The 22,733-nt window shown below is 69.5% G+C and carries 19 protein-coding genes; 9 read left to right on the forward strand and 10 right to left on the reverse strand.

Features of this window, described 5'->3' with window-relative positions; translation table 11 throughout:
- The first annotated feature begins 217 nt into the window (after positions 1-217).
- Entirely contained in the window at positions 218-1,498 is a 1,281-nt protein-coding gene (locus NE358_RS06835) for a glycosyltransferase family 2 protein (protein ID WP_289942439.1), read from the forward strand.
- A gap of 26 nt (positions 1,499-1,524) precedes the next feature.
- On the opposite strand, the gene NE358_RS06840 is transcribed toward NE358_RS06835, so the two are convergent.
- From NE358_RS06840 to tkt, 7 genes are all read right to left on the reverse strand, one after another.
- The gene (locus NE358_RS06840; protein WP_289942440.1) at positions 1,525-4,050 is read right to left on the reverse strand and encodes a helix-turn-helix transcriptional regulator; all 2,526 of its coding nucleotides are present in this window, start codon (positions 4,048-4,050) and stop codon (positions 1,525-1,527) included.
- Positions 4,051-4,292: 242 nt separating this feature from the next.
- The gene (pgl, locus tag NE358_RS06845; RefSeq protein ID WP_103209836.1) at positions 4,293-5,084 is read right to left on the reverse strand and encodes a 6-phosphogluconolactonase; all 792 of its coding nucleotides are present in this window, start codon (positions 5,082-5,084) and stop codon (positions 4,293-4,295) included.
- On the reverse strand, positions 5,081-6,028 hold the full coding sequence (locus tag NE358_RS06850) for a glucose-6-phosphate dehydrogenase assembly protein OpcA (RefSeq protein ID WP_103209833.1): 948 nt from the start codon (positions 6,026-6,028) through the stop codon (positions 5,081-5,083). Before NE358_RS06850 ends, pgl begins: the two co-directional genes overlap by 4 nt.
- Positions 6,025-7,518 carry a glucose-6-phosphate dehydrogenase gene (gene zwf / locus NE358_RS06855; protein WP_499318440.1) on the reverse strand — a complete coding sequence of 498 codons (1,494 nt, stop codon included), beginning with the start codon at positions 7,516-7,518 and terminating at the stop codon, positions 6,025-6,027. The genes NE358_RS06850 and zwf overlap by 4 nt, the downstream gene beginning before the upstream one ends.
- A gap of 59 nt (positions 7,519-7,577) precedes the next feature.
- Positions 7,578-9,203: a phosphoglucose isomerase-related protein gene (locus NE358_RS06860; RefSeq protein ID WP_289942441.1), complete on the reverse strand. Its 1,626-nt coding sequence runs from the start codon at positions 9,201-9,203 to the stop codon at positions 7,578-7,580.
- Positions 9,200-10,321 (reverse strand): transaldolase, encoded by a 1,122-nt coding sequence (gene tal, locus NE358_RS06865; RefSeq protein WP_103209826.1) that lies wholly within the window; start codon positions 10,319-10,321, stop codon positions 9,200-9,202. The genes NE358_RS06860 and tal overlap by 4 nt, the downstream gene beginning before the upstream one ends.
- A 19-nt stretch (positions 10,322-10,340) precedes the next feature.
- Positions 10,341-12,440, reverse strand: coding sequence for a transketolase (gene tkt, locus NE358_RS06870; RefSeq protein WP_289942442.1), 2,100 nt, complete (start codon positions 12,438-12,440; stop codon positions 10,341-10,343).
- A gap of 230 nt (positions 12,441-12,670) precedes the next feature.
- On the opposite strand from tkt, the gene NE358_RS06875 reads away from it, so the two are divergent.
- Entirely contained in the window at positions 12,671-13,597 is a 927-nt protein-coding gene (locus NE358_RS06875) for a heme o synthase (protein WP_103209820.1), read from the forward strand.
- An 85-nt stretch (positions 13,598-13,682) separates the two neighbouring features.
- Here NE358_RS06875 and NE358_RS06880 read toward each other — a convergent pair whose 3' ends face one another.
- From NE358_RS06880 to NE358_RS06890, 3 genes are all read right to left on the reverse strand, one after another.
- Positions 13,683-14,234: a GNAT family N-acetyltransferase gene (locus tag NE358_RS06880; protein WP_289942443.1), complete on the reverse strand. Its 552-nt coding sequence runs from the start codon at positions 14,232-14,234 to the stop codon at positions 13,683-13,685.
- A gap of 91 nt (positions 14,235-14,325) precedes the next feature.
- Positions 14,326-14,817 carry a dinucleotide-utilizing enzyme gene (locus NE358_RS06885; RefSeq protein ID WP_103209814.1) on the reverse strand — a complete coding sequence of 164 codons (492 nt, stop codon included), beginning with the start codon at positions 14,815-14,817 and terminating at the stop codon, positions 14,326-14,328.
- A gap of 263 nt (positions 14,818-15,080) precedes the next feature.
- Positions 15,081-16,067 carry a COX15/CtaA family protein gene (locus NE358_RS06890; protein ID WP_116240121.1) on the reverse strand — a complete coding sequence of 329 codons (987 nt, stop codon included), beginning with the start codon at positions 16,065-16,067 and terminating at the stop codon, positions 15,081-15,083.
- Between the two features lie 249 nt (positions 16,068-16,316).
- On the opposite strand from NE358_RS06890, the gene sufB reads away from it, so the two are divergent.
- The 7 genes from sufB (at position 16,317) to NE358_RS06925 (ending at position 22,715) form a co-directional block, all read left to right on the forward strand.
- Positions 16,317-17,735 (forward strand): Fe-S cluster assembly protein SufB, encoded by a 1,419-nt coding sequence (sufB, locus tag NE358_RS06895; RefSeq protein WP_094734162.1) that lies wholly within the window; start codon positions 16,317-16,319, stop codon positions 17,733-17,735.
- Complete coding sequence (gene sufD / locus NE358_RS06900) at positions 17,736-18,929, forward strand: Fe-S cluster assembly protein SufD (protein WP_103209809.1); 1,194 nt, start codon at positions 17,736-17,738, stop codon at positions 18,927-18,929. It abuts the gene before it with no gap.
- Entirely contained in the window at positions 18,926-19,255 is a 330-nt protein-coding gene (locus tag NE358_RS06905) for a non-heme iron oxygenase ferredoxin subunit (RefSeq protein ID WP_103209806.1), read from the forward strand. Before sufD ends, NE358_RS06905 begins: the two co-directional genes overlap by 4 nt.
- A 41-nt stretch (positions 19,256-19,296) precedes the next feature.
- Entirely contained in the window at positions 19,297-20,067 is a 771-nt protein-coding gene (gene sufC, locus NE358_RS06910) for a Fe-S cluster assembly ATPase SufC (RefSeq protein WP_056232130.1), read from the forward strand.
- A 9-nt stretch (positions 20,068-20,076) separates the two neighbouring features.
- The gene (locus tag NE358_RS06915; protein ID WP_056232125.1) at positions 20,077-20,406 is read left to right on the forward strand and encodes a metal-sulfur cluster assembly factor; all 330 of its coding nucleotides are present in this window, start codon (positions 20,077-20,079) and stop codon (positions 20,404-20,406) included.
- Between the two features lie 118 nt (positions 20,407-20,524).
- A complete protein-coding gene (locus NE358_RS06920) occupies positions 20,525-21,688 on the forward strand; it encodes a MalY/PatB family protein (RefSeq protein WP_289942444.1) in 1,164 nt (387 codons plus the stop codon).
- A gap of 97 nt (positions 21,689-21,785) precedes the next feature.
- The gene (locus NE358_RS06925) at positions 21,786-22,715 is read left to right on the forward strand and encodes a siderophore-interacting protein (RefSeq protein WP_289942445.1); all 930 of its coding nucleotides are present in this window, start codon (positions 21,786-21,788) and stop codon (positions 22,713-22,715) included.
- The last annotated feature ends 18 nt before the right edge of the window (positions 22,716-22,733 follow it).

Here is a 22,733-nt window from a genome sequence, read left to right on the forward strand (position 1 = left end):
CAGCAGCGGCTGATCGGGTGTCGACGCTGACCCGGGTTCACACTGCGGCGCGACTCCGGCGGGGGTCAAGGACGCCGGCCCGATCATGCGGGTTGCCGCCGACCGCACCGCGGAGTGCGGGAAACCGCACGGCGGTATGCGGGGAGCGTGCGGTCGCTCGGGTCCTCGCGCGGCGTAGCGTCGGTCTGAAGCCCTCGACCCGAAGAGGAGGGATGCCATGACGCCTGCCGTCGTCGTCCTCGTCGCCGTCTGCACGATCGGTGTCTCCACCCTGGTGTGGGGCGTCGCGGCCATCTGCCGGCTGTTCGTCGAAGCGCGCGAGGAGCACGGGCTCCTGGTTCCGTCGATGTACTACCGCCCCGACGAGGTCGCGGTGTTGATCGCGGCGCACAACGAGGAGCTCGTGATCGCCGACGCCGTCGCCGCTGCTCGTCGCCTCGTGCCCGCACGGAACGTCTTCGTGGTGTCCGATGGCTCGCGCGACGCGACGGTGGAGCGGGCACGAGCGGGGGGAGCCACGGCGTGGGACCTCACGCCCAACCGGGGTAAGGCAGGAGCCATCCGTGCGGGGCTCGAGCGCTTCGGCATCCCCTCGCGGTTTCCGCTCCTTCTGCTGCTCGACGCCGACTCGCGCCCGCGTCCCGACTACCTGCGCACGGCGCTGCCGCTGTTCACCGACGACGGGGTGGTCGCCGTCGCCGGCCGGGCGACGACCGCCGCGGATGCACCGACCACCGGCATGGGACGATTCCTTACCGCGTACCGCGAGCGCACCTACGTCTGCACGCAGTACCTCCACAAGTTCGGCCAGGCGGCGCGGGGAGCGGACGCCGTGGCGATCGTGCCGGGATTCGCGAGCCTGTACCGCACCGACGTGCTCGACCGCATCGACATCGACGCCCCGGGACTGTCGATCGAGGATTTCAACATGACGTTCGAGGTGCACGCGAAGAGGCTGGGGCGGATCGCGTTCCACCCCGAGTGCGCGATCGCCGAGACGCAGGACCCCGCGGTTTTCCGAGATTACACGGCGCAGGTGCGGCGTTGGAGCCTCGGGTTCTGGCAGACGGTGCGTCGGCACGGTGTGCGTCCCGGGTTGTTCTGGGCGGCGGTCAGCGTGTTCGCTCTCGAGACGGCGGTGTCGAGCCTGGTGCTGGCGGCCATCCTCCCGGTGATCGTCGCCGCCGCCGCGGCCGCGATCCTCGGCCCGGTGCTCCCGGGCACGGCGGGCGAGGTGATGGGGGCGGTGTCGGCGGCGCTGCCGGTGGGGCCGATCGTCCTCGGTTTCTTCCTGGTGGATGCCGTGATGACCGCGTTCGCGTGCGCGATCTCGCGGGCGCGGCCGCGGATCTGGATGCTGCTGTTCCCCCTCATGAGGGTCTGGGATGCGGTGCTGTGCCTGCGCGCGCTCGGGGCCGCTCTGGGGCGCCCCTCGGATGGTCGATGGAGGAGCCCCGATCGACGAGCGGTGACTCCCGCGCTGCAGCCCGCCGCCTGAGCAGAGGCGGGGCGATCCCTCCCGGGTCAGCTCGCGGCGTTGTGGAGCCGGGCGATCAGGTGGGCGCGCGAGGTGACCCCGAGCTTGCGGTAGATCCCGGTGAGCCGCAGCTCGACGGTGCGGAGCGAGAGGAACAGGGATGCCGCGATCTCGCGGTTGCGCAGGCCCTTCTCGACCAGGGCCACCACGTCGCGCTCCTGGGGGGTGAGGGTGCGGTCGTGCGTCTCGGCGCGGGGGAGGCGTCGCAGGACGATCCGCTCCTCGCCGGCGCCGCAGCGCTCGCGCGCCCGGGCGAGACGGCGACGCTCGGACGGGGCGTCGTCGGTGCGGTAGACGGCCTCTGCTGTGCGGAAGGCGCGAGCGGCGTCGCGATCGGACGCGCACACCGCTCGAGATCGCGCCAGCGCGAGGGTCGTCCACCGGCGCGGAGAGCGGAGTGCGGCCTGCTCGAAACCGCGGAGTTCGTGTTCGGCCTCTGCGTGTCGACCACTCAGCCAGAGAGCCTCGATGAGGTCCGCGTCGACGCGGAGGAGAGCCGGATCCTCCGCCTCGATGCCCTCCCGCGCCGCGCGCATGGTCGACACGGCGTCGTCGTACCGTCCCTCGTTGAGGGCGAGTCCGCCTTCGATGACCGCGAACCACGGCAGCAGGGTGGGCGTGCCCTCGCGGCGGCACAGCTCGCGTCCCTGGCGAACCAGGTCGCCCGCTTGCGCGTCGAGGGGGTCCAGAGCGGCCGCCGAGGCGAGCACGAGGATCGTCGCGACGTCGGTGGTCCGCCCGTCGACCCATTCGCGCCGCCAAGCGGCGACGGCCTCGCGCGCTCCGAGGGGGTCGCCTCCGCGCACCTCGGCGGTGACGAGCAGGCAGAGCAGGTGATCTCGCCAGAGGGGGGCCACGCGGGGAGTGCCGTCGAGCAGCCAACGGATCCGGCGACGCGCCGCCGCGTATTCCTCGCGCAGGATGGCGACGCTCAGTTCGAGCACTGCCTGCTCGATCGGGACCTCGACGTCGGGCTGCAGCGCGGCGACACCGGTATCGACGGTGACCTCGGTGAGGGTGTCGGATCCGAGCTCGTCGAGCAGGCGCACCAGGACAGCGGTCTCGGCTGCGGCGACCCCGTGCTCGATCGCCGCCTCGACGAGGAGGCGGGCGCGCCCGACCTCCCCGTGCCAGAGATGTAGGAGAGCGCTCTCGCACAAGACGTGCTCGGCGGTGCGCCCGTCGTCGGCATCCACGGCGACGGCGAGGGCGGTCTCGTCGACCACGTGCTCGATCGCCGCGGTCGCACGCAGACGCGCGAGGGCCGCCCGCGCGCGAAGGGTCGGCTCGGCCGCACGTCCGGCGCGGCGCAGGTAGTGACGTCCCTGCACGTCGTGGCCCTGCAGCACCAGGGCATCGCCGAGGTCGACGAGGTGTCGACAGCGGACATCGTCGGCGAGGTCACCGGCCATCGCCCGCTCGGCGAACTCGATCGCGCCGAGGTGATCCCCGCCGCTGGCGAGGTCGACGGCCGCGCGCAGGAGCGGTTCGCGGTCGGCATCCGGCGCCCCGAAGCTCGTGTGCCACAGGAAGGTCGCGGGATGCGTCTCTTCGTGCGCGGCGGCGGCCTGCGCGTGCAGCCGGCGACGCTCGTCGGCCGACAGCGATGCGTGGTGACGCAGGCGACGGGCGGGATCGGCGATGCGTGCGAACTCGCCGTGCACCGCGACGAGACCGTCGTCGATGAGCGCGTCCAGGTCGACGCCCTGCTCCTGCGCGATCAGCGTCAGTCGGTCGAAACTGAAAACCGGTCCCACCGACAGCAGGTCGAGGAGCGAGGCCACGCGCGGGTCGCCGGCCAGCCGCCCGTCGCGCCGACGGCGCGCCCTGTCGTCGGTCACCCGCAGGGGCAGGGGGAGGGGGTCGTCGCCCACGGCCTCGCGCGGGGTCAGACGCACGCGGACGATGCTGCCGGGATCGCCGCCGGTGAACTCCGCCACCGTGTACAGGACGGCCTGAGCGGTTCCGGGGCCGAGGACCGACCGGGCGAGGTCGACCGACTCGTCGAACGACAGTCGCTGCACGCGCGTGTGCAGCATGCCCGTGAAGTCGTGGCGATCACCGCCGCTGTCGGCGGTGGCGATGACCGTGAGCCCGGTTCCTCGCAAGCGGCTGAAGACGAACGACAGCACCGTGACGCTCCCGCTGTCCATCTCGTCCAGGTCGTCGATGACGAGGACGGCGGGTTCGTCGTGGACGAGGTGCAGGGTGCGACTGATCTCTTCGGCGAGGAGGTGCTCGGGCCAGTCGCGTCCGCGGGCGAGGAGTCGGTCGATCGCCGCCCCGCGCGCTCCGCCCAGTGCCGCCGCCGTGGCGGACAGCCCCGAGTAGGGCCACATGCGCTCACTCGGGCTCGCCGACACGACGACGGTGTCGTGTCGTGCGGCGATCTGACGCGCCCAGCGCGTCTTGCCGATCCCCGGCTCTCCGACGAACAGGCAGGCAGACCCGCTTCGTGCGTCGATGGTGTTCTCTGCGACGTGCGTCTCTCGGTCACGACCGAAAAATGGCATCCGAACGCTCCTTAGTGCGTCGGCCGTTCGTCGTGGATCGATCAGTGCTGATCGTGCCTCGTCGAACGGACCAGGATGCCCCCCACGCACAGGGTAGATCCGGAGAGCGCGGAAGACAATGGGGACCGGTCGCGCAGGAGACGCCGCTTCCCGATCGTTATCGACGGCGAAGCCGGATGAATTCCGCACAAGAACGCAGAAGACCGGATGCCGTTCGGCATCCGGTCTTCGGGTTCGAGCGCTCAGTACTCGCGGTCGATGAGCTGCGGCGGGACCTGGTCGGCCGCGACCTCGTCGACGAAGAACGCCGTCCGGCGGCGCCCCTTGGCCCCCGCTGCGGGCACGCTCTGGTAGCTCGCTCCGGCGAGGGCGAGGCCGAGGGCCGCGGCCTTGTCGGCGCCCGCCACGACCATCCACACGCGCTTGGACGAGTTGATGACCGGCCGCGTCAGTGAGACGCGGTCGCTCGGGGGCTTGGGGGAGTTGCGCACCGGCACCGTCGCTCGATCCGTCACCGAGATCTCGGGACGGTCGGGGAACAGCGAGGCGATGTGCGCGTCGGGTCCCACACCGAGGAAGCAGATGTCGAAAGACGGCCAGGGACCCGTCTCGCTGCGGTCCGAGGGGGCGAACTGTGCGAGTTCGTCGGCGTACGCGATCGCGGCAGCGTCCAGGTCGAGCCCGTCGTCGCTCGAGGCGACGGTGTGGATGTTCTCGGCCGGGATGTCGAGGTGGTCCAGGAACGCCTCACGCGCCTGCTTCTCGTTGCGGTCGTCGGAGTCACGCGCAACGAAGCGCTCATCGCCGAACCAGAAGTGCACCAGCGACCAGTCGATCTGCCCGACGCGTTCGTCGCGCGCGGCCGTACGAAGCACCGCGCCGCCCATCGTTCCGCCGGTCAGACAGACGTGCATGCGCTTGCCCTCGGCGACGCGCTTGACGATGCGGTTGACGAAACGCGTGGCGACGTAGGACGCCAGGGTGTCGGCATCCGGTTTGATGATGACCTGCTTCGCCGATCCGTTGTCGGTCATGACGCGTCCCGCTCGCTCGCGGCGAGCAGCAGGTCGTGGCCCTCGGTGATCACGCGACCGTAGAGCAGATCGGGATCCAGGCGGCGGAGCTCCTCGGCGAGGCATTCGCGCAGCGTGCGACGCGGGAAAGCCAGGTCGTGCGTGGGCTGACCGGGCTGGGTGAGCACCGCGACGCCGGACTCGGGGCGTTCGAGCAGCGTGTCGCCGCTCGGGCGGGTCAGGCGCACCGACTTGATGCCGCTCGACCACTCGTCGGAGGGCAGGTAGGCGTAGTCGACGGGGGCGTCGAGCTTCATCCCGAGCCACGCCGCCAGGAGAGCGGTGGAAGGGGAGTCAGCGGCTCCCCGGACTTCGATCGCGGTCACCGGCTCGTACGGCGGCTGGTCGAGGACGGCGGCCAGCTGCTCGCGCCAGCGCGTCACGCGGGTCCAGGCGAAGTCGGTGTCGCCGGGAGCGTAGTGCTCGCCGAGGTGGGCGACCCAGGCGGCGGGGTCCGCCTGCGACGAGGCGTCGGTGATGCGGCGCTGGGCGATGCGACCGATCGCGGAGTGCGAGGGGTCCTCGGGCGCGTCGGCCGGCCACCACGCGACGACCGGGGCATCCGGAAGCAGCAGGCCGGTCACGAGGCTCTCGGCGTTGGAACCCGCGGCGCCGTGGGCGCGAAGGACCACGACCTCGCTCGCTCCGGCGTCGCCGCCCACGCGGATCTGCGCGTCGAGGCGGGGTTCGGCGTCGTCGTCTCCGAACAGGACGGCGATCACTCGCATGGGGTGCTCGCGCGAGGCGTCGTTCGCGGCCTCGATGACCTCTTCTTCGGCGCCGTGGTGAGTGACGATGATGAGTGTCAGCACGCGGCCGAGGGCGACGGCGCCGCCCTCTTCGCGCACGCTCACGAGCTTCTTCGAGATGGCGCTGACAGTGGTGTCGGGAAGGTCGATGATCACGGGCGTCTCCAGGTGCGACCGTCGCGGGCGAGGAGTTCGTCGGCGGATGCCGGACCCCAGGAACCGGGCGAGTACTGTTCGAGCGGACCGCCCTGGGCGGCCCAGAACTCCTCGATCGGGTCGAGGATCTTCCAGCTGAGCTCCACCTCTTCGTGCCGGGGGAACAGGGGCGGGTCTCCCAACAGCACGTCGAGGATGAGGCGCTCGTACGCTTCGGGGCTCGCCTCGGTGAAGGCGTGTCCGTAGCCGAAGTCCATCGTCACGTCGCGCACCTGCGTACCGTCGCCGGGGACCTTCGAGCCGAACCGGATCGTCACGCCCTCGTCGGGCTGCACGCGGATGACGAGGGCGTTCTGGCCCAGCTCCTGCGTCTGGCTCTGCGAGAACAGCTGCTGCGGTGCGCGCTTGAACACGACGGCAACCTCGGTGACACGACGGCCCAGGCGCTTTCCGCTCCGGACGTAGAAGGGCACACCCGACCAGCGGCGCGTATTGATCTCGAGCTTGATCGCCGCGTACGTCTCGGTGACCGACTCGGGGTTCATCCCGTCTTCTTCGAGGAAGCCGAGCACCTGCTCCCCGCCCTGCCAGCCGCCGGCGTACTGCCCGCGTGCGGTCGCCTCGGCGAGGTTCTCGGGCACGCGCACGGCGGCCAGCACCTTCTCCTTCTCGGCGCGCAGATCCGCCGCGTTGAAGCTGATCGGCTCCTCCATCGCCGTGAGGGCCAGCAACTGCAACAGGTGGTTCTGGATGACGTCGCGCGCTGCGCCGATGCCGTCGTAGTAGCCGGCGCGGCCGCCGACGCCGATATCTTCGGCCATCGTGATCTGGACGTGGTCGACGTAGTTGCGGTTCCAGATCGGCTCGTACAGCTCGTTGGCGAAACGCAGCGCGAGGATGTTCTGCACCGTCTCTTTGCCGAGGTAGTGGTCGATGCGGAAGATCGAGTCGGCCGGGAACGCGCTCTCGACGACCTCGTTCAGCTCGCGGGCGGAAGCGAGGTCGTGGCCGAACGGCTTCTCGATGACGACGCGGCGCCATCCGTTCACCCCGTCCGACGCGTCTCCGACGAGCCCCGACGCCTTGAGCTGCGTCGTGACGAGCGGGAAGGCCTTGGGCGGGATCGAGAGGTAGTAGGCGTGGTTGCCCATCGTGCCGCGCTCGGTGTCGAGCTTGTCGACCGTCGCGCGCAGGCGCTGGAAGGCCTCGGGGTCGTCGAATTCGCCCTGGACGAAGCGGATGCCCTCGAGGAGCTCCTTCCACGTCTCTTCGCGGAACTCCGTTCGCGCGTACTTCTTGACCGACTCGTAGACGACCTCGGCGAAGTCCTGGTCCTCCCAGTCGCGGCGCGCGAAGCCCACCAGGGCGAAGCCCGGCGGCAGGAGTCCGCGGTTGGCGAGGTCGTAGACCGCCGGCATGAGTTTCTTACGCGAGAGGTCGCCGGTGACGCCGAAGATCACGAGGGCGCTGGGCCCCGCGATCCGGCTCAAACGGCGATCCTCGGGATCGCGTAACGGATTGTGACCCGGTGTGATCTCTACGACCATGCTTATTGCGCCGCCTCGAAGAGTGGGAGCACCTCGACCTGCGGGTCGGTCAGCGTCAGCGTGACGACGGGACGGCCGTGGCCCTCCGCCAACACACTCGCGTCGCCCGCGGCCTGTGCCTGGATGAGTTGCCCGAACGTGAACGGCCGACCGGGGATTTCGAGGTCGACGTCGGTGCGTTCGAGGATCTGGAGGAAGACGCCGGTGGCGGGACCTCCCTTGTGATACTGCCCGGTGGAGTGGAGGAACCGCGGTCCCCATCCGAACGTGGTGGGGCGACCGGAGTCGGCGGCCACGAGTTCGCGCAGCCCCGCGAGCTGAGCGAGCTCGAGGCGGTTCACGTATGCCTGGACGCTGACGTACCCGTCGGCCGGCACCGTCTGCCACAGCGCCGCCAGCACGCCCGCGACCGTGCCGCTGGCCGCCAGGGTCGGATCGGAGACACGGACCTCGACGCCGCCGTCGACGAATGCCGGGGCGGTGGGGGCGGGCTGCGCATCGAGCAGGCCGCGCGTCGCGGTCTTCGCCGATTCGACGTCGGGCTGATCGAAGGGGTCGATGCCGAGCAGGCGACCGGCGATCGCGGTGGCGTACTCCCATACGACGAACTGCGCGCCGAGCGAGCCACTCACCAGCACGTCGCCGGTGTGACGCTCGAACAGATGGAACGCGTCGGCGTCGTCGACGAAGCGGACGATCTGCAGATCGTCCGGCTTCGAGTCGAGCTCGGGCGAGACCGGGAGAAGGACGACGGGCAGGATGCCGGTGCCGTTCTTGCCCGTCGACTCTGCGACGAGCTGCTCGATCCAGTCGGGCAGGCCGATGATGTGACTGCCGTCGGTGACCAGGCCGAGCTTGTCGCGGCGCAGGTCGCCGCCCCCGGCGATGGCCGCGGCCAGGACCAGGGCGGGGTTCTCGGGTGAGTCGATCGCGACCTCGAGCAGGGTGGCGTCCGCTTCGTCGAGGAGGTCCTCGATGTCTACGCCGGCGAGGCCGGTCGGGACGAGCCCGAACGCCGTCAGCGCGGAGTAGCGGCCACCCACGGTGGGGTCCGCGGTGAAGACGCGGTAGCCGTCGGCCAGGGCTGACGCCTCGAGCGGGGAACCGGGGTCGGTGACGACCACGATGCGCCCCGCCGGGTCGATGCCGAGGTCGCGGAAGGCGGCCTCGAAGGCGCGCTTCGCGGAGTCGGTCTCGATCGTCGAGCCCGACTTGCTCGACACGACCAGCACGGTCTTCTCGAGTCCGCCGGACTCGGCGTCGCCGTCGATCGCGGCGAGCACCTGGCCCGGAGCGGTGGAGTCGAGGATGACGAGCGGTACGCCCGCCGACTGCGCGATGACCTCGGGGGCGAGCGAGGAGCCGCCCATCCCGGCGAGGACGACGCGGGTCACGCCCTGCGCGACGAGTTCGTCGCGCAGGGCCGTGATCTCCGGCACGAGGGGGCGCGAGACGGATACCGCCCGCACCCACCCCAGCCGACGCGAGGCCTCGTCTTCCGCGGCGGCGCCCCACAGGGAAGCGTCGCCGGCGGTGATCCCCGACGCGATGAGCGAGCCCGTCAGGCCCGGCAACTCCGCGTCGACGACCGACTTGACGTGGCCGGTGACCTTGACGGCGAGAGTCACCGCGCGGCCTGGGCGCTTCCGGCCTGCAGCGCGGTCTTCACGGTGTCCTGGAGTTCGTGCCACGAGGCGATGAACTTCTCGACACCCTCGTCCTCGAGCACCTGGGTGGCGTCGGCGACGTCGACGCCCGCGGCGGCGAGGCGGTCGAACACCTCGTGCGCGTCGGCGTACGCACCGGTGACGGTGTCTCCGGTGATGACGCCGTGGTCGAACGTGGCCTCGAGCGTCTTCTCGGGCATCGTGTTTACGGTGCCGGGGGCGACGAGCTCGGTGACGTAGAGCGTGTCGGGGAGCGCGGGGTCCTTGACGCCGGTCGACGCCCAGAGCGGACGCTGCACGGTGGCCCCGGCCTCGAGAAGGGCCTTCGCGCGCGGCTCGGCGAACTTCTTCTCGAAGAGCTCGTAGGCCAGACGCGCGTTGGCGATGCCCGCCTTGCCCTTGAGTGCGGCGGCTTCGTCGGTGCCGATCGCGGCGAGACGCTTGTCGATCTCGGTGTCGACGCGCGAGACGAAGAACGACGCGACCGACTGCAGGGTCGAGATGTCGTGACCGGCGTCGCGTGCCTTCTCGACACCCGCGAGGTAGGCGTCGATGACCTCTTCGTACCGCTCGAGGCTGAAGATGAGCGTGACGTTGACCGAGATACCGGCGCCGATGACCTCGGTGATGGCGGGGAGGCCGGCCTTGGTCGCGGGGATCTTGATGAGGACGTTCTTGCGGTCGACGCGGGCCGAGAGGTCCTTCGCCTGAGCGATGGTGCCCTCGGTGTCGTGCGCGAGGTCGGGGGAGACCTCGATCGAGACGCGACCGTCGACGCCGTTGGTGGCGTCGAAGACCGGCAGGAAGATGTCGCATGCGTCGCGGACGTCGTCGGTGGTGATCGAGAAGATCGCCTCGTCGACGGTGGCGTCCGCGGCGGCGAGCTCCTTGACCTGGCCCTCGTAGGCCTCGCCCTTCGAGAGCGCACCGGCGAAGATCGTCGGGTTGGTCGTGACGCCCGAGACGTCCCGCTTCTCGATGAGCTCGGCGAGGTTGCCGGACTGGATGCGCTGACGCGAAAGGTCGTCGAGCCAGATGCTGACGCCGGCGGCGGCGAGATCTGCGGTGGGAGTGCTCATTGTCCTGGTTCTCCTCTGATTACTTCTTGGCCGCGGCGATGGACTCGCGGGCCGCCTCGACGACGTGTTCCGTCGTGATGCCGAACTTCTGGAAAAGGGTCTTGTAATCGGCCGACGCACCGAAGTGGTCGATGGCGACCGAGCGACCGGCGTCGCCGACGATGCCCGCCCAGCTGAGGGCGGAGCCGGCCTCGACCGACACGCGTGCCTTCACCGACGAGGGCAGCACCGACTCGCGGTACGCCTCGTCCTGCTCGGCGAACCATTCGAGCGAGGGGGCCGACACGACGCGCGCGTTCACGCCCTCGGCGGCGAGCGTCTCGCGCGCCTCGACGGCGAGCTGCACCTCGGATCCGGTCGCGATGAGGATCACGTCGGGCTCGCCGTCCTTCGCCTCGGCCAGCACGTACGCGCCCTTGACAGCGCCTTCGGCGGAGGCGAACTCGTCCCCGGATGCCGCTCCCGTGCCGCGAGCGAACACCGGGATGTTCTGGCGGGTGAGGGCGATACCGGCGGGACCGGCGGTGCGGCGCAGCATCTCGAGCCAGACGACGCTCGTCTCGTTGGCGTCCGCGGGACGCACGAGGGCGAAGTTGGGGATGGCGCGGAGCGTGGCGATCTGCTCGATCGGCTGGTGCGTGGGACCGTCCTCGCCGAGGGCGACGGAGTCATGCGTCCAGACGAAGATCGTGGGGATGTTCATCAGGGCGGCCAGACGCACCGGCGGGCGCATGTAGTCGCTGAAGATGAGGAACGTGCCGCCGAAGGGGCGCGTGGGACCGTGGAGCACGATGCCGTTGAGGATCGCACCCATGGCGTGCTCGCGGATGCCGAAGTGGAGCACGCGGCCGTAGGGGTCGCCCGACCACTCGTGCGTCGACCAGCTGGCGGGGATGAAGGACTTGGCATCCTTGATCGTCGTCAGGTTGGACTCGGCGAGGTCGGCCGAACCGCCCCAGAGCTCGGGGAGCTCGGCGGCCAGGGCGTTGATGACCGTGCCGCTGGCGGCGCGGGTCGAGACGTCCTTGCCCGCTTCGAAGGCGGGGAGGGCGTCGGCGATGTCGGCGGGGAGCTCACGGGCCTGGAGGCGGTCCCACAGCTGCTTGCGCTCGGGGTGGGCTTCGGCCCACGCGTCGAACTTCTGCTGCCAGGCGGCCTTCTCGGCCTCGCCGCGCTCGACGAGCTTGCGCGTGTGGGCGATGACGTCGTCGGCGACGGCGAAGTGCTGCTCCGGGTCGAAGCCGAGCACCTCCTTCGTGGCCTTCAGCTCGTCGGCGCCGAGGGCCGAGCCGTGGATCTTGCCGGAGTTCTGCTTGCCGGGGGAGGGCCAGCCGATGATCGTCTTGAGGACGATGAGCGAGGGCTTGCTCGTCTCGCCCTTCGCGCGCTCGATGGCCGCGTGCAGTTCGGCGACGTCTTCGACGTACTCGCCGGTCTTCTTCCAGTCGACCGTCTGCACGTGCCAGCCGTATGCCTCGTAACGCTTCTGGACGTCTTCGGTGAAGGCGACGTTGGTGTCGTCCTCGATCGAGATCTGGTTGGAGTCGTAGATGGCGATGAGGTTGCCGAGCTCCTGGTGGCCGGCGAGCGAGGAGGCCTCGCTGGTCACGCCCTCCTGGAGGTCGCCGTCGCCGGCGATCACGTAGACGTAGTGGTCGAAGGGGCTCTCGCCGGCCGGCGACTCGGGGTCGAAGAGGCCGCGCTCGTAACGTGCCGCGTAGGCGAAGCCCACGGACGAGGCGAGGCCCTGGCCGAGGGGACCGGTGGTGATCTCCACACCGTCGGTGTGGCCGTACTCGGGGTGGCCCGGGGTCAGCGAGCCCCAGGTGCGCAGCGCCTCGAGATCCTTCTTCTCGAGGCCGAAGCCGCCGAGGTAGAGCTGCACGTACTGCGTGAGTGACGAGTGTCCGACCGACAGGATGAAGCGGTCGCGACCCGGCCAGTGGGTGTCGGCGGGATCATGGCGCATGACGCGCTGGTAGAGCAGGTAGGCCGCGGGAGCGAGCGACATCGCGGTTCCGGGGTGGCCGTTGCCCACCTTCTCGACGGCGTCCGCCGCGAGAATGCGAGCGGTGTCCACCGCGCGCCGATCGATGTCATCCCATTCGAAGTCCGACAACTGGGTCGCCTTTCTCGATACTGTGCGCCCGGGTTCACTTCCGACGCCGCACTCACCACCGTAGGAGTGGGAGAGGGGTGGGGTGTCGGCGCGGGGCGCGCGTTCTCCGTCAGCATAGCGAGAACGCCACTGCAGGTTGCGGTGCGTGACGGGGGGTCGACAGACGGCCGGTCGTGTGGTGGAGATGGCATAGAATCGTGGAGGTTCTATACGCGCTACCCCGGGGGACGATGGACATCTCGACGACGTCGCACGTCATTGCGACGACCGATCGCCGCTCCGTCGGACGAACCCTCCGGGCCTACGTCGCTCTGACCAAGCCCCGCGTCCTCGAGCTTCTTCTCGTGACCACCGTGCCGGTGATGATCCTGGCGCAGGGGGGTCTGCCGAACCTGTGGCTCATCCTCGCCACGGTCATCGGCGGCTCGCTCAGCGCGGGTTCGGCGGCGGCGTTCAACATGTACCTCGATCGCGACATCGACGCGCACATGCAGCGCACGGTCAACCGCCCGCTCGTGACGGGCGAGGTGTCGCCGCGCGGTGCGCTGATCTTCGCGTGGACGCTCGCGGCGGTGTCGACGGTGTGGCTGTGGGCCTTCACCAACGCGCTGGCGGCGGGTCTGTCGGCCGCGGCGATCTTCTTCTACGTCGTGATCTACACGATGATCCTCAAACGCCGCACCGAGCAGAACATCGTCTGGGGCGGCATCGCGGGCTGCTTCCCGGTGCTCATCGGCTGGTCGGCTGTGACGGGGTCGTTGTCGTGGACGCCGTTCATCCTCTTCGCGCTCGTGTTCCTGTGGACGCCCCCGCACTACTGGCCGCTGTCGATGAAGTACGCCGCCCAGTACGACGAGGTCGATGTGCCCATGCTCGGCGCGACTCGCAGCGGTTCGCAGGTGGGGCTGCAGGTGATCCTCTACGCGTGGGCCACCGTCGCATGCTCGCTGCTGCTCATCCCCGTCGCGCCCATGGGCCTGGTCTACACGGTCTCGGCGCTCGTCTTCGGCGGGTGGTTCATCTACGAGTCGCACCGCTTGTACTCCCGTGCCGTGCGCGGCGGAGAGCCGCGGCCGATGCGCGTGTTCCACGCCTCGATCACGTACCTCACCCTGCTGTTCGTCGCGATCGCCGTCGACCCGCTACTCCCCTTCTGAGCGGATTCAGAAATGCGCCCGTCCTGTTTCAGGGCGGGCGCTTTCTCGTCGCCCGGAGTATCAGAGGGGGCCCGTGCCGCGACGGTCAGTGCTCGGGCGCTCCGGGGAGAGCGTCGGCGGTCAGGGGGCGGCTCATCTCTACGAGTCCGCCATCGTCGGGGTGCGGCTCGCGTCCGAGGACACGGAGGTCCTGGGTACGCCCGGTCGGAACGAATCCGTTGCGGGTGTAGTACTTCCGTGCCGGTGCGGCGTGCTCGGCCACCCAGAGCCGGAGAACCGTCTGGTCACGCGAGCCGGCCCAACTCAGGATCGAGGCGAGCAGGGCGTCGGTGACGCCGTTCTCGCGCCCGCGCGCGTCCGGGGTCACGTAGACGCCCGTGAGGACGGGCTCGGGTCCGTGCGCGTCCCCGAGCTGCGCGCACATCATTCCGAGCCATCGACCCGTCTCGTCGTCGATGGCGGCCATGCTCGTCGTGTCGGGTTGTTCGCCGCGGCGTGCGCGCATCTTCCAGCCCTCGTCCGGGATGCGCTGCGTCTCTTCGACGGTCGCGGCCCACGAGACGGGGTTGTCGGTGGCGTTCTCGATGCGGAACTCCCGCACCCGGGGCCAATCGTCCTCCTGGGTGGAACGCAGCATGAACACTCCTCCAGGTTAGCCGCCGCCGCACGCCCCGGACACAGCGAAGCGCCCGCCCCGGTGAGGGAGCGGGCGCTTTCGAGGCGCGGGATCAGCGACGCGTGGCGTCGTCTCCGGCGTCGAGCCGGGGCTCGTCGTGGCGAGCAGCGGCGGCTGCCTGCGGGGGAGCGGTCGCGGTCGACGGCGTCTCGACGTCGGCATCCTCCACCGCGAGGGGCGTCGCGGTCGTGGCCGGTGCGAACGGGGCGACGGGAGCGGAGTCCTCGGCGACGGTCTCATCGTCGCTGCTCCAGTCGATGGTCTCGATCGCGACATCGGGACGGTGGGTGAGCGCGGTGGCGGCGGCGAGGGCGAGGACCGCGACGATGCCGATCGCACCTGCGCCGAGGACGGCGGCACCGACGACGACCCACGACTGGCCGACGTAGACCTGCACAACGGTGGCGTTCGGGTCGTTGAGCACCTGCTCCATCGCGTCGATCCCGTTCAGGACGATCGCGAGTCCGCCGGCGATGGCGGCCAGGGATGCGACGACGAGCACCCAGAACGGGATGCTGGTCACCAGGCGGGGACGAGTCTTCATGGGGAGTACTCCTTGTCGTTCCGACAGGGGGTGTCGGGCGGCGGGTCCCGAAGCGGGGGACGACGGGACGGTAGGCACGAAAGTGCCACGGTCAACCATGACGGATGCGCCAGTGCGCTGTGTAGGGGTCGCCGATGAATCGCCTATGGGCGTATAAGGGGGGTGCAGGAATCGCCCGGGCGGCGGTTCGGCATCGTCGGGAGGCGGAGGCGGTCCTTCGCGAAGGAGGGCCCGTTCCGACTGCGGCAGGCCGCGGACCGGAGTCAGCCGCGCACAGACGCGGTCTCGCGCCCGACATCTCGACGTTCGGCGGTGGCGGGCTGCTTCAGGTGCAGCACGACGACGGTCATGGTCGCGGCGGCGAGGGCTGCGAGCACCATGTGCGTGCCGACGGCGAACTCGGGCAGGCCGTTGCGCGCCTGGTACAGACCCACGGCGATTTGCACCAGCTCGACGGCGAGGAGCGCGAGGGTCCACCGACGCACCGGCAGGCGCAGGCGCCACGCCGCGGCGACGACGACGAGCGTCAGCGCGAACAGTGCGTACCCGGGCCACGAGTGCACGTGTTCGAGCACCTCGGCATCGAAGCCGTTGCGTCCGGCGGAGGCGTCGCCCGAGTGGGGACCCGCGCCGGTGGTCAGCACGCCGAAGACGATCGTGAGGGCGAGGACGCCCGTGGTCGCGTGGACCAGTCCGGCGAACCAGCGGGGCACGGCGAGCAGGCGGGGGCCGGTGGGCTGGTTCATCCGCACGAGGAACGCGGCGCACACCGCCACGAGCGACACCGAGGCGACGTAATGGAACCCGACGATGAAGGGATTGAGGCCGGTGAGCACCGTGATGCCGCCGACGACGGCCTGGGCGACGATTCCGACGAGTACGACGAGCGAGAGCACGAACAGCACGCGGCGCTCGCGCCGCATACGCCAGACGAGCACGACGACCGCGATGGCCAGGATGCCGACGAGCCCGGTCAGTGTCCGGTTGCCGAACTCGATGACGCCGTGGATGCCCATCTCCTGCGTGTTCACGAGCGAATCGGCCGTGCACTTGGGCCAGGTCGGGCAGCCGAGCCCCGAGCCGGTGAGGCGGACGGCTCCGCCGGTGCCGATGATGAGCACCTCGGCGACGAACGACAGCCAGGCGAACACGCGAACGCGACGGTCGACGTCGGTGGGGAGCCACGCGACGACGCGGCGCAGGGCGGCGGGGACGCGGGTCGAAGCGGTGGGGGACGAGGCGGAGGGCATGCGTACGGCTTCCTGGCGTCGAGGTGATCCCGGCTGTCGGGAGAGCGGTCCTGCCGTACCGGGAGCGGGTGTTGCCTGTAGAATCGAAGGGTCCGGGTGCAGCGCTCACGCGATCCGCACCCACGACAGTCTAGGCGCGCAGCCAGCGTCTTCGAGCGGGCCCACCAGCGACCTTCCTGAGACTTCGACCGGAGTCCGGAATGCCGGGGCGGATGACACCGTTGTGGCCCGAGAAGGAGAGTGATCACCATGTCCGATGTACTCATCGACCGACCCGAGCTCGAAAGCCTGGGGCAATACGAGTTCGGCTGGCACGACACCGATGCCGCCGGCGCGATCGCGCAGCGCGGGATCAACGAGGACGTGGTGCGCGGAATCTCCGCCCTCAAGTCCGAGCCCGAGTGGATGCTGAAGACGCGTCTGAAGGGCTACCAGCTCTTCGGCCGCAAGCCCATGCCCACGTGGGGCGCAGACCTGTCGGAGATCGACTTCGACAACATCAAGTATTTCGTGCGCTCGACCGAGAAGCAGGCCCAGACCTGGGAAGACCTTCCGGAAGAGATCCGCAACACGTACGAGAAGCTCGGCATCCCCGAGGCGGAGCGCCAGCGCCTCGTCGCCGGCGTCGCGGCTCAGTACGAGTCCGAGGTGGTCTACCACCAGATCCGTGAGGACCTCGAGCAGCAGGGTGTCATCTTCATGGACACCGACACGGCTCTTCGCGAGCACCCCGAGTTCTTCGAGGAGTACTTCGGCACGGTCATCCCGGCCGGCGACAACAAGTTCGCCGCGCTCAACACGGCCGTCTGGTCGGGCGGCTCCTTCGTCTACGTCCCGAAGGGCGTGCACGTCGAGATCCCGCTGCAGGCGTACTTCCGCATCAACACCGAGAACATGGGGCAGTTCGAACGGACGCTGATCATCGCCGATGAGGACAGCTACGTCCACTACATCGAGGGCTGCACCGCGCCCATCTACAAGAGCGACTCGCTGCACTCGGCCGTGGTCGAGATCATCGTGAAGAAGAACGCCCGCGTGCGGTACACGACGATCCAGAACTGGTCGAACAACGTCTACAACCTCGTCACCAAGCGCGCGATCGCCCACGAAGGCGCGACCATGGAGTGGGTCGACGGCAACATCGGCTCCAAGGTCACGATGAAGTACCCCTCCATCTACCTCATGGGAGAGCACGCCAAGGGAGAGACCCTCTCGGTCGCCTTCGCCGGTCCCGGTCAGCACCAGGACGCCGGCGCGAAGATGATTCACATGGCGCCGTACACGCAGTCGTCGATCGTTTCGAAGTCGATCGCGCGCGGCGGCGGTCGCGCGGGCTACCGCGGCGAGGTCCGAGTGGATGCCAATGCGCATCACTCCGCGAACACCGTACGTTGTGACGCCCTGTTGGTCGACACGATCTCGCGCAGCGACACGTACCCCGCGATCGACATCCGCGTCGACGACGTGCAGCTCGGCCACGAGGCCACGGTCTCGAAGGTCAGCGAAGAACAGCTGTTCTACCTGCAGTCGCGCGGGATGCCCGAAGACGAGGCCATGGCGATGATCGTGCGCGGCTTCATCGAGCCGATCGCCCGCGAGCTGCCGATGGAATACGCGCTCGAGCTCAACAAGCTCATCGAGATGGGCATGGAAGGATCCGTAGGCTAAATGACGACTGCGACTCACACCCCCGCAGCCGCCGCGGAGGGGCATATCGACCCCGCCGCACTCGTGGCATCCGTCGTTCCGGTGCAGACGCGCTCCGAGCGACCGACCTCGTTCGATCCGGCTGATTTCGGCGTGCCCTCGGGCCGCGAGGTCAACTGGAAGCTGACGCCCATCGATCGGCTCACGCCGCTGTTCGTCGACGAGGCGGGGCCCTCGGGCGTCGTGTCCGTCGAAGTCAGCGCTCCCGCGGCCGTCGAACAGCTGCGTCTGGCCGCGGGAGACGCCCCGCGCGGCGAGCACTTCCGACCCGAGGATCTGACCGCCGCTCTGGCCTGGACGCACGAGGCCGAGGCACCCCTGCTGCGCATCCCCGCGAATGTCGAACTCGACGAGCCGATCGTGGTGCGCTTGACCGGCACCGGCGGCCTCGCGCACGCCCACGTCGTGATCGAGGCGCAGCCGAACTCGCGCGGCACCGTGGTGCTGCGTCACGAGGGCACCGCGAATCACGCGCAGAACGTCGAGATCATCGTCCGCGACGGCGCAGACCTCACGGTCGTCTCGGTGCAGCGCTGGAACGACGACGCCGTGCACGCGGCATCCCACCAGGCTCGTGTCGACCGTGACGCCAAGCTGACCCACGTCGTGGTGAGCTTCGGCGGCGGTGTCGTCCGTGTGAACCCTTCTGTCGAGCTTTCGGGCGCGGGCGCCGAGGGGCGTCTCTACGGCCTGTCGTTCGCCGACGCCGGTCAGCACCTCGAATCGCAGGTCTACCTGCACCACAAGGGTCCGCACACGGTCGGTGACGTGCTCTACAAGGGCGCGCTGCAGGGCAAGAGCGCGCGCAGCGTCTGGATCGGCGACGTCCTCATCGGACCGGATGCCACGGGCACCGACTCCTACGAGGCCAACCGCAACCTCGTTCTCACCGACGGCGCCCGCGCCGACTCGATCCCGAACCTCGAGATCGAGACCGGTGACATCCAGGGTGCCGGTCACGCCAGCGCGACGGGTCGTTTCGACGACGAGCAGCTGTTCTACCTGCAGGCGCGCGGTATCGCCGAAGACGAGGCCCGTCGCCTCGTCGTGCTCGGGTTCCTCACGGAGATCGTCCAGCGCATCGGCATCCCCGAGCTCGAGACCGAGCTCATCGAGGCCATCGAGCACGAGCTGGCCGCGGGGGCCGAGGCGTGAGCGCCTCGCGCGCCTGCGCCCTCAGCGACCTCACCCAAGACGAGGCGCACCGCGTCGAGATCGACGGCGTCGCGATCGCGGTCGTGCTCGACGGCAACGGCGAGGTCCACGCGATCGGCGATGTGTGCACGCACGGCGACATCTCGCTCTCCGACGGCTTCGTCGAGGGAGAGACCCTGGAATGCTGGGCCCACGGCTCGGCGTTCTCGCTGAAGACCGGTCGCCCCCTGAACCTCCCGGCGTACGAGCCGGTCCCCGTGTACGAGGTCGTGATCGACGGAGACGACGTGCTCATCGATCCGTCCGTCACCAAGGCGACGGCCTGAGCCGCGCCCACGACCCCCAGAATTTACGAGTAAGGAACACCATGTCTGTCCTCGAGATCCGCGACCTCCACGTGACGGTCGAGACGGAGAACGGTACGACCCCGATCCTCAACGGCGTGACGCTCACTATGCGCACAGGTGAGACCCACGCCATCATGGGCCCCAACGGCTCCGGCAAGTCGACCCTGGCGTACACGATCGCCGGCCACCCCAAGTACACCGTCACGAGCGGCTCCATCACGCTCGACGGCGAGGACGTGCTCGAGATGAGCGTCGACGAGCGCGCTCGCGCGGGCCTCTTCCTCGCCATGCAGTACCCGGTCGAGATCCCCGGCGTCACCGTCACGAACTTCCTGCGCACCGCCAAGACGGCCATCGACGGCGAGGCCCCGGCCATCCGCTCGTGGACCAAGGACGTCAAGGGCGCCATGGAGAACCTCCGCATGGACCCGAAGTTCGCCTCGCGCAACGTCAACGAAGGCTTCTCGGGCGGCGAGAAGAAGCGCCACGAGATCCTCCAGCTCGAGCTGCTCAAGCCGAAGATCGCCGTGCTCGACGAGACCGACTCGGGCCTCGACGTTGACGCGCTGAAGATCGTGTCGGAGGGCGTGAACCGCGCCAAGGAGCAGACCGATCTCGGTGTGCTGCTCATCACGCACTACACGCGCATCCTCCGCTACATCCGCCCCGATTTCGTGCACGTCGTCGTGAAGGGTCGCATTGTCGAAGAGGGCGGGCCCGAGCTCGCCGACCGACTCGAAGAAGAGGGTTACGACCGCTTCCTCGAGGCCGGTACGCCGATCGACGCGTAGGATCGTTACATGACCGCAACCCTCGCTCCCGAGAAGTACGACGAGGTCACCGAGGCTCTGAAAGACGTCATGGATCCCGAACTGGGGATCAACGTCGTGGACCTCGGCCTCATCTACGATCTCGCGTGGGACGACGAGAACGACGCGCTCGTCATCCACATGACCCTCACCTCGGCCGGCTGTCCGCTGACCGATGTGCTCGAAGAGCAGACGGCTCAGGCTCTCGACAACGTCGTGGAACGCTTCCGCATCAACTGGGTGTGGATGCCGCCGTGGGGTCCCGAACGGATCACTGACGACGGACGCGACATGATGCGCGCCCTCGGTTTCGCGATCTGAGACCCTCGCACGGACGCCCATCCCCCTCGGGGGTGGGCGTCCGCGGTTTCTGCGACGTCGTGTGTCCTCCTCTGACGCGCCGGGCACCGGCATCCGGGGTCCTCGTTAGGCTTTTCGCATGAGCGTTCTCCCGTTGCAGGCACTGCCGATCGAGCTTCTGCGTCAGCGCAGCAGCACGAAGTGGCGCTCCTACGGCGATGACGTCATTCCGATGTTCGTGGCCGAGACCGACTATCCGCTCGCGCCGGCGATCACGGCGGCTCTGCACCGGGCGGTCGAGATCGGCGACACGGGCTACACGCCTCCGCGCCCCGGCATCGACCTCGATTTCGCCGACTTCGCCGAGCGGCGATGGGGGTGGCGACCCGATCCGTCGCGCATCCGCTGGACGGGCGACGTGATGATGGGCGTTGTCGAAGTGTTGCGCGGAGTCACCTCTCCCGGCGACCGCGTGATCGTGACGCCCCCGGTGTACCCGCCGTTCTACGACACGGTCGAAGAGGCCGGGGCCGTCGTGGAGCGTATCCCGCTGATCGACGACGGGGCGCGCTGGCACCTCGACCTCGATTCGATCGAGGCGGCCCTGGCGGGCGGGGCGCGTGCCGTCCTGCTGTGCAACCCGCACAACCCCACCGGGACCGTCCACTCGCGGGAGTCCCTGGCAGCTCTTGCGCGTCTCGCGCACCGTTACGGCGCGAGCGTGATCAGCGACGAGATCCACGCGCCGCTCACGCACGCCCCCGCGGTCTTCACCCCGTTCCTGGATGCCGGAGACGAGGCGGCCGCGGTCGGCTACATCGTGACGAGCGCGAGTAAGACCTACAATCTCGCCGGGTTGAAGTGCGCCGTGATCGTGACGGGGGCGGAGGAGACCGCCGCGGTCGTGCGCGCCCTGCCGTGGGAGGTCGAGTGGCGCGCGGGACTGTTCGGCGTCATCGCGAACCGCGCCGCGTTCTCGGCCGAGAGCGACCGGTGGCTCGCCTCGTTGCTCGTGGCGCTGGACGACAACCGTCGACTGCTCGCCGACCTGCTCGCCGAGCATCTGCCACTCGCGCGCTATCGCATTCCCGAAGCTGGGTTCCTCGCGTGGGTGGACGTGTCTGCGTACGGCTGGGGCGACAACCCCGCTCCGTTCATCCGGCGCGAGGCGCAGGTCGCCCTGCACCACGGCCCGCTGTTCGGGGTCGAGGGGATCGGACACGTGCGCATCAACGTGGGCTGTGCTCCCGAGGTGCTCCGCGAGGCGATCGAGAGGATCGGGTGGCTCGTCGACAGCGTGTGACGAAACGGAGGGGGACCTCTCGGGGCGATCGGGCCGGTACCTCGCCGTCGAGGCGTCACCGTGGCATCCGGAGGCAAGGTAAGGATATCCTTATCTGGTGATCACTGCCACGCGTCCCGCCTACCGCCCGTACGTCGCCGTGGTGAAGACCGCGCGACGTCTCTCGCCGCACTTCGTGCGCGTGACGTTCACCTCACCCGACTTCGACGTCTTCGGCACCGACCGCCGCGACCAGCGCGTCAAGCTGGTGCTGCCCGGCCGCGACGGCACCGTCTGCGACATCGGACAGGACGATCCCGAGGCCATCGCCAACGGCGACTGGTACACGCGCTGGCGCGACCTGCCCGACGAGGAGCGCATGCCCTTCCGCACCTACACCGTGCGCCGCATCGACCCCGAGGCCCTGGAACTCGACATCGACTTCGTCGTGCACCACGACGCCGGTCCGGCCGGCTCCTGGGCGGAAGCGGCGACGGCGGGGGACCACCTGGTGGTCGTCGGCCCCGACGCGCGCAGCGCCGATTCGGCGCAGGGGATCGACTTCCACCCCGGAACGGCGCGACGCATCCTGCTCGCCGGTGACGAGACCGCCGCCCCCGCGATCTGCGCCGTGCTGGAGGGCCTCGAGCCCGGCCTTGACGTCGATGCGTTCATCGAAGTGCCCGACGTCGACGACGCTCTGACCGTACGAAGCGGGGACGCGCGCGTGCACTGGCTCCCGCGCGGCGAACGCCCCCACGGCGAGGCGCTGATCGAAGCGATGGAGGCCTGGGTCGCGGCATCCGGTGACGTTCTGGCGCGCGCGGCCGCGCCTCGCCCGCAGGTGCTCGAAGACATCGACCTCGACGTCGACCTGCTCTGGGACAGCCCCGCTGACGCGGACGGGGAGTTCTACGCGTGGATCGCGGGCGAGTCGTCGACGGTGAAGCTGCTGCGCCGCATGCTCGTCTCCGGCTGCGGCGTCGACCGCGGACGCGTCGCCTTCATGGGGTACTGGCGCGCGGGACAGGTCGAGCGGACGGCCTGAGCGGCAGCGACCGCGAAC

This window comes from Sphingomonas sp. G5, from assembly GCF_052660795.1.

What these genes read in the sequence shown, in the direction of transcription:
- NE358_RS06835 (WP_289942439.1), top strand. Translation starts at nt 218, where the DNA reads ATGACGCCTGCCGTCGTCGTCCTCGTCGCCGTCTGCACGATCGGTGTC.
- sufB (WP_094734162.1), top strand. Translation starts at nt 16,317, where the DNA reads ATGTCCGATGTACTCATCGACCGACCCGAGCTCGAAAGCCTGGGGCAA.
- tal (WP_103209826.1), bottom strand. Translation starts at nt 10,321, where the DNA reads ATGAGCACTCCCACCGCAGATCTCGCCGCCGCCGGCGTCAGCATCTGG.
- pgl (WP_103209836.1), bottom strand. Translation starts at nt 5,084, where the DNA reads ATGACCGACAACGGATCGGCGAAGCAGGTCATCATCAAACCGGATGCC.
- sufD (WP_103209809.1), top strand. Translation starts at nt 17,736, where the DNA reads ATGACGACTGCGACTCACACCCCCGCAGCCGCCGCGGAGGGGCATATC.
- NE358_RS06840 (WP_289942440.1), bottom strand. Translation starts at nt 4,050, where the DNA reads ATGCCATTTTTCGGTCGTGACCGAGAGACGCACGTCGCAGAGAACACC.
- sufC (WP_056232130.1), top strand. Translation starts at nt 19,297, where the DNA reads ATGTCTGTCCTCGAGATCCGCGACCTCCACGTGACGGTCGAGACGGAG.
- NE358_RS06875 (WP_103209820.1), top strand. Translation starts at nt 12,671, where the DNA reads ATGGACATCTCGACGACGTCGCACGTCATTGCGACGACCGATCGCCGC.
- NE358_RS06885 (WP_103209814.1), bottom strand. Translation starts at nt 14,817, where the DNA reads ATGAAGACTCGTCCCCGCCTGGTGACCAGCATCCCGTTCTGGGTGCTC.
- NE358_RS06880 (WP_289942443.1), bottom strand. Translation starts at nt 14,234, where the DNA reads ATGCTGCGTTCCACCCAGGAGGACGATTGGCCCCGGGTGCGGGAGTTC.
- NE358_RS06890 (WP_116240121.1), bottom strand. Translation starts at nt 16,067, where the DNA reads ATGCCCTCCGCCTCGTCCCCCACCGCTTCGACCCGCGTCCCCGCCGCC.
- NE358_RS06915 (WP_056232125.1), top strand. Translation starts at nt 20,077, where the DNA reads ATGACCGCAACCCTCGCTCCCGAGAAGTACGACGAGGTCACCGAGGCT.
- NE358_RS06920 (WP_289942444.1), top strand. Translation starts at nt 20,525, where the DNA reads ATGAGCGTTCTCCCGTTGCAGGCACTGCCGATCGAGCTTCTGCGTCAG.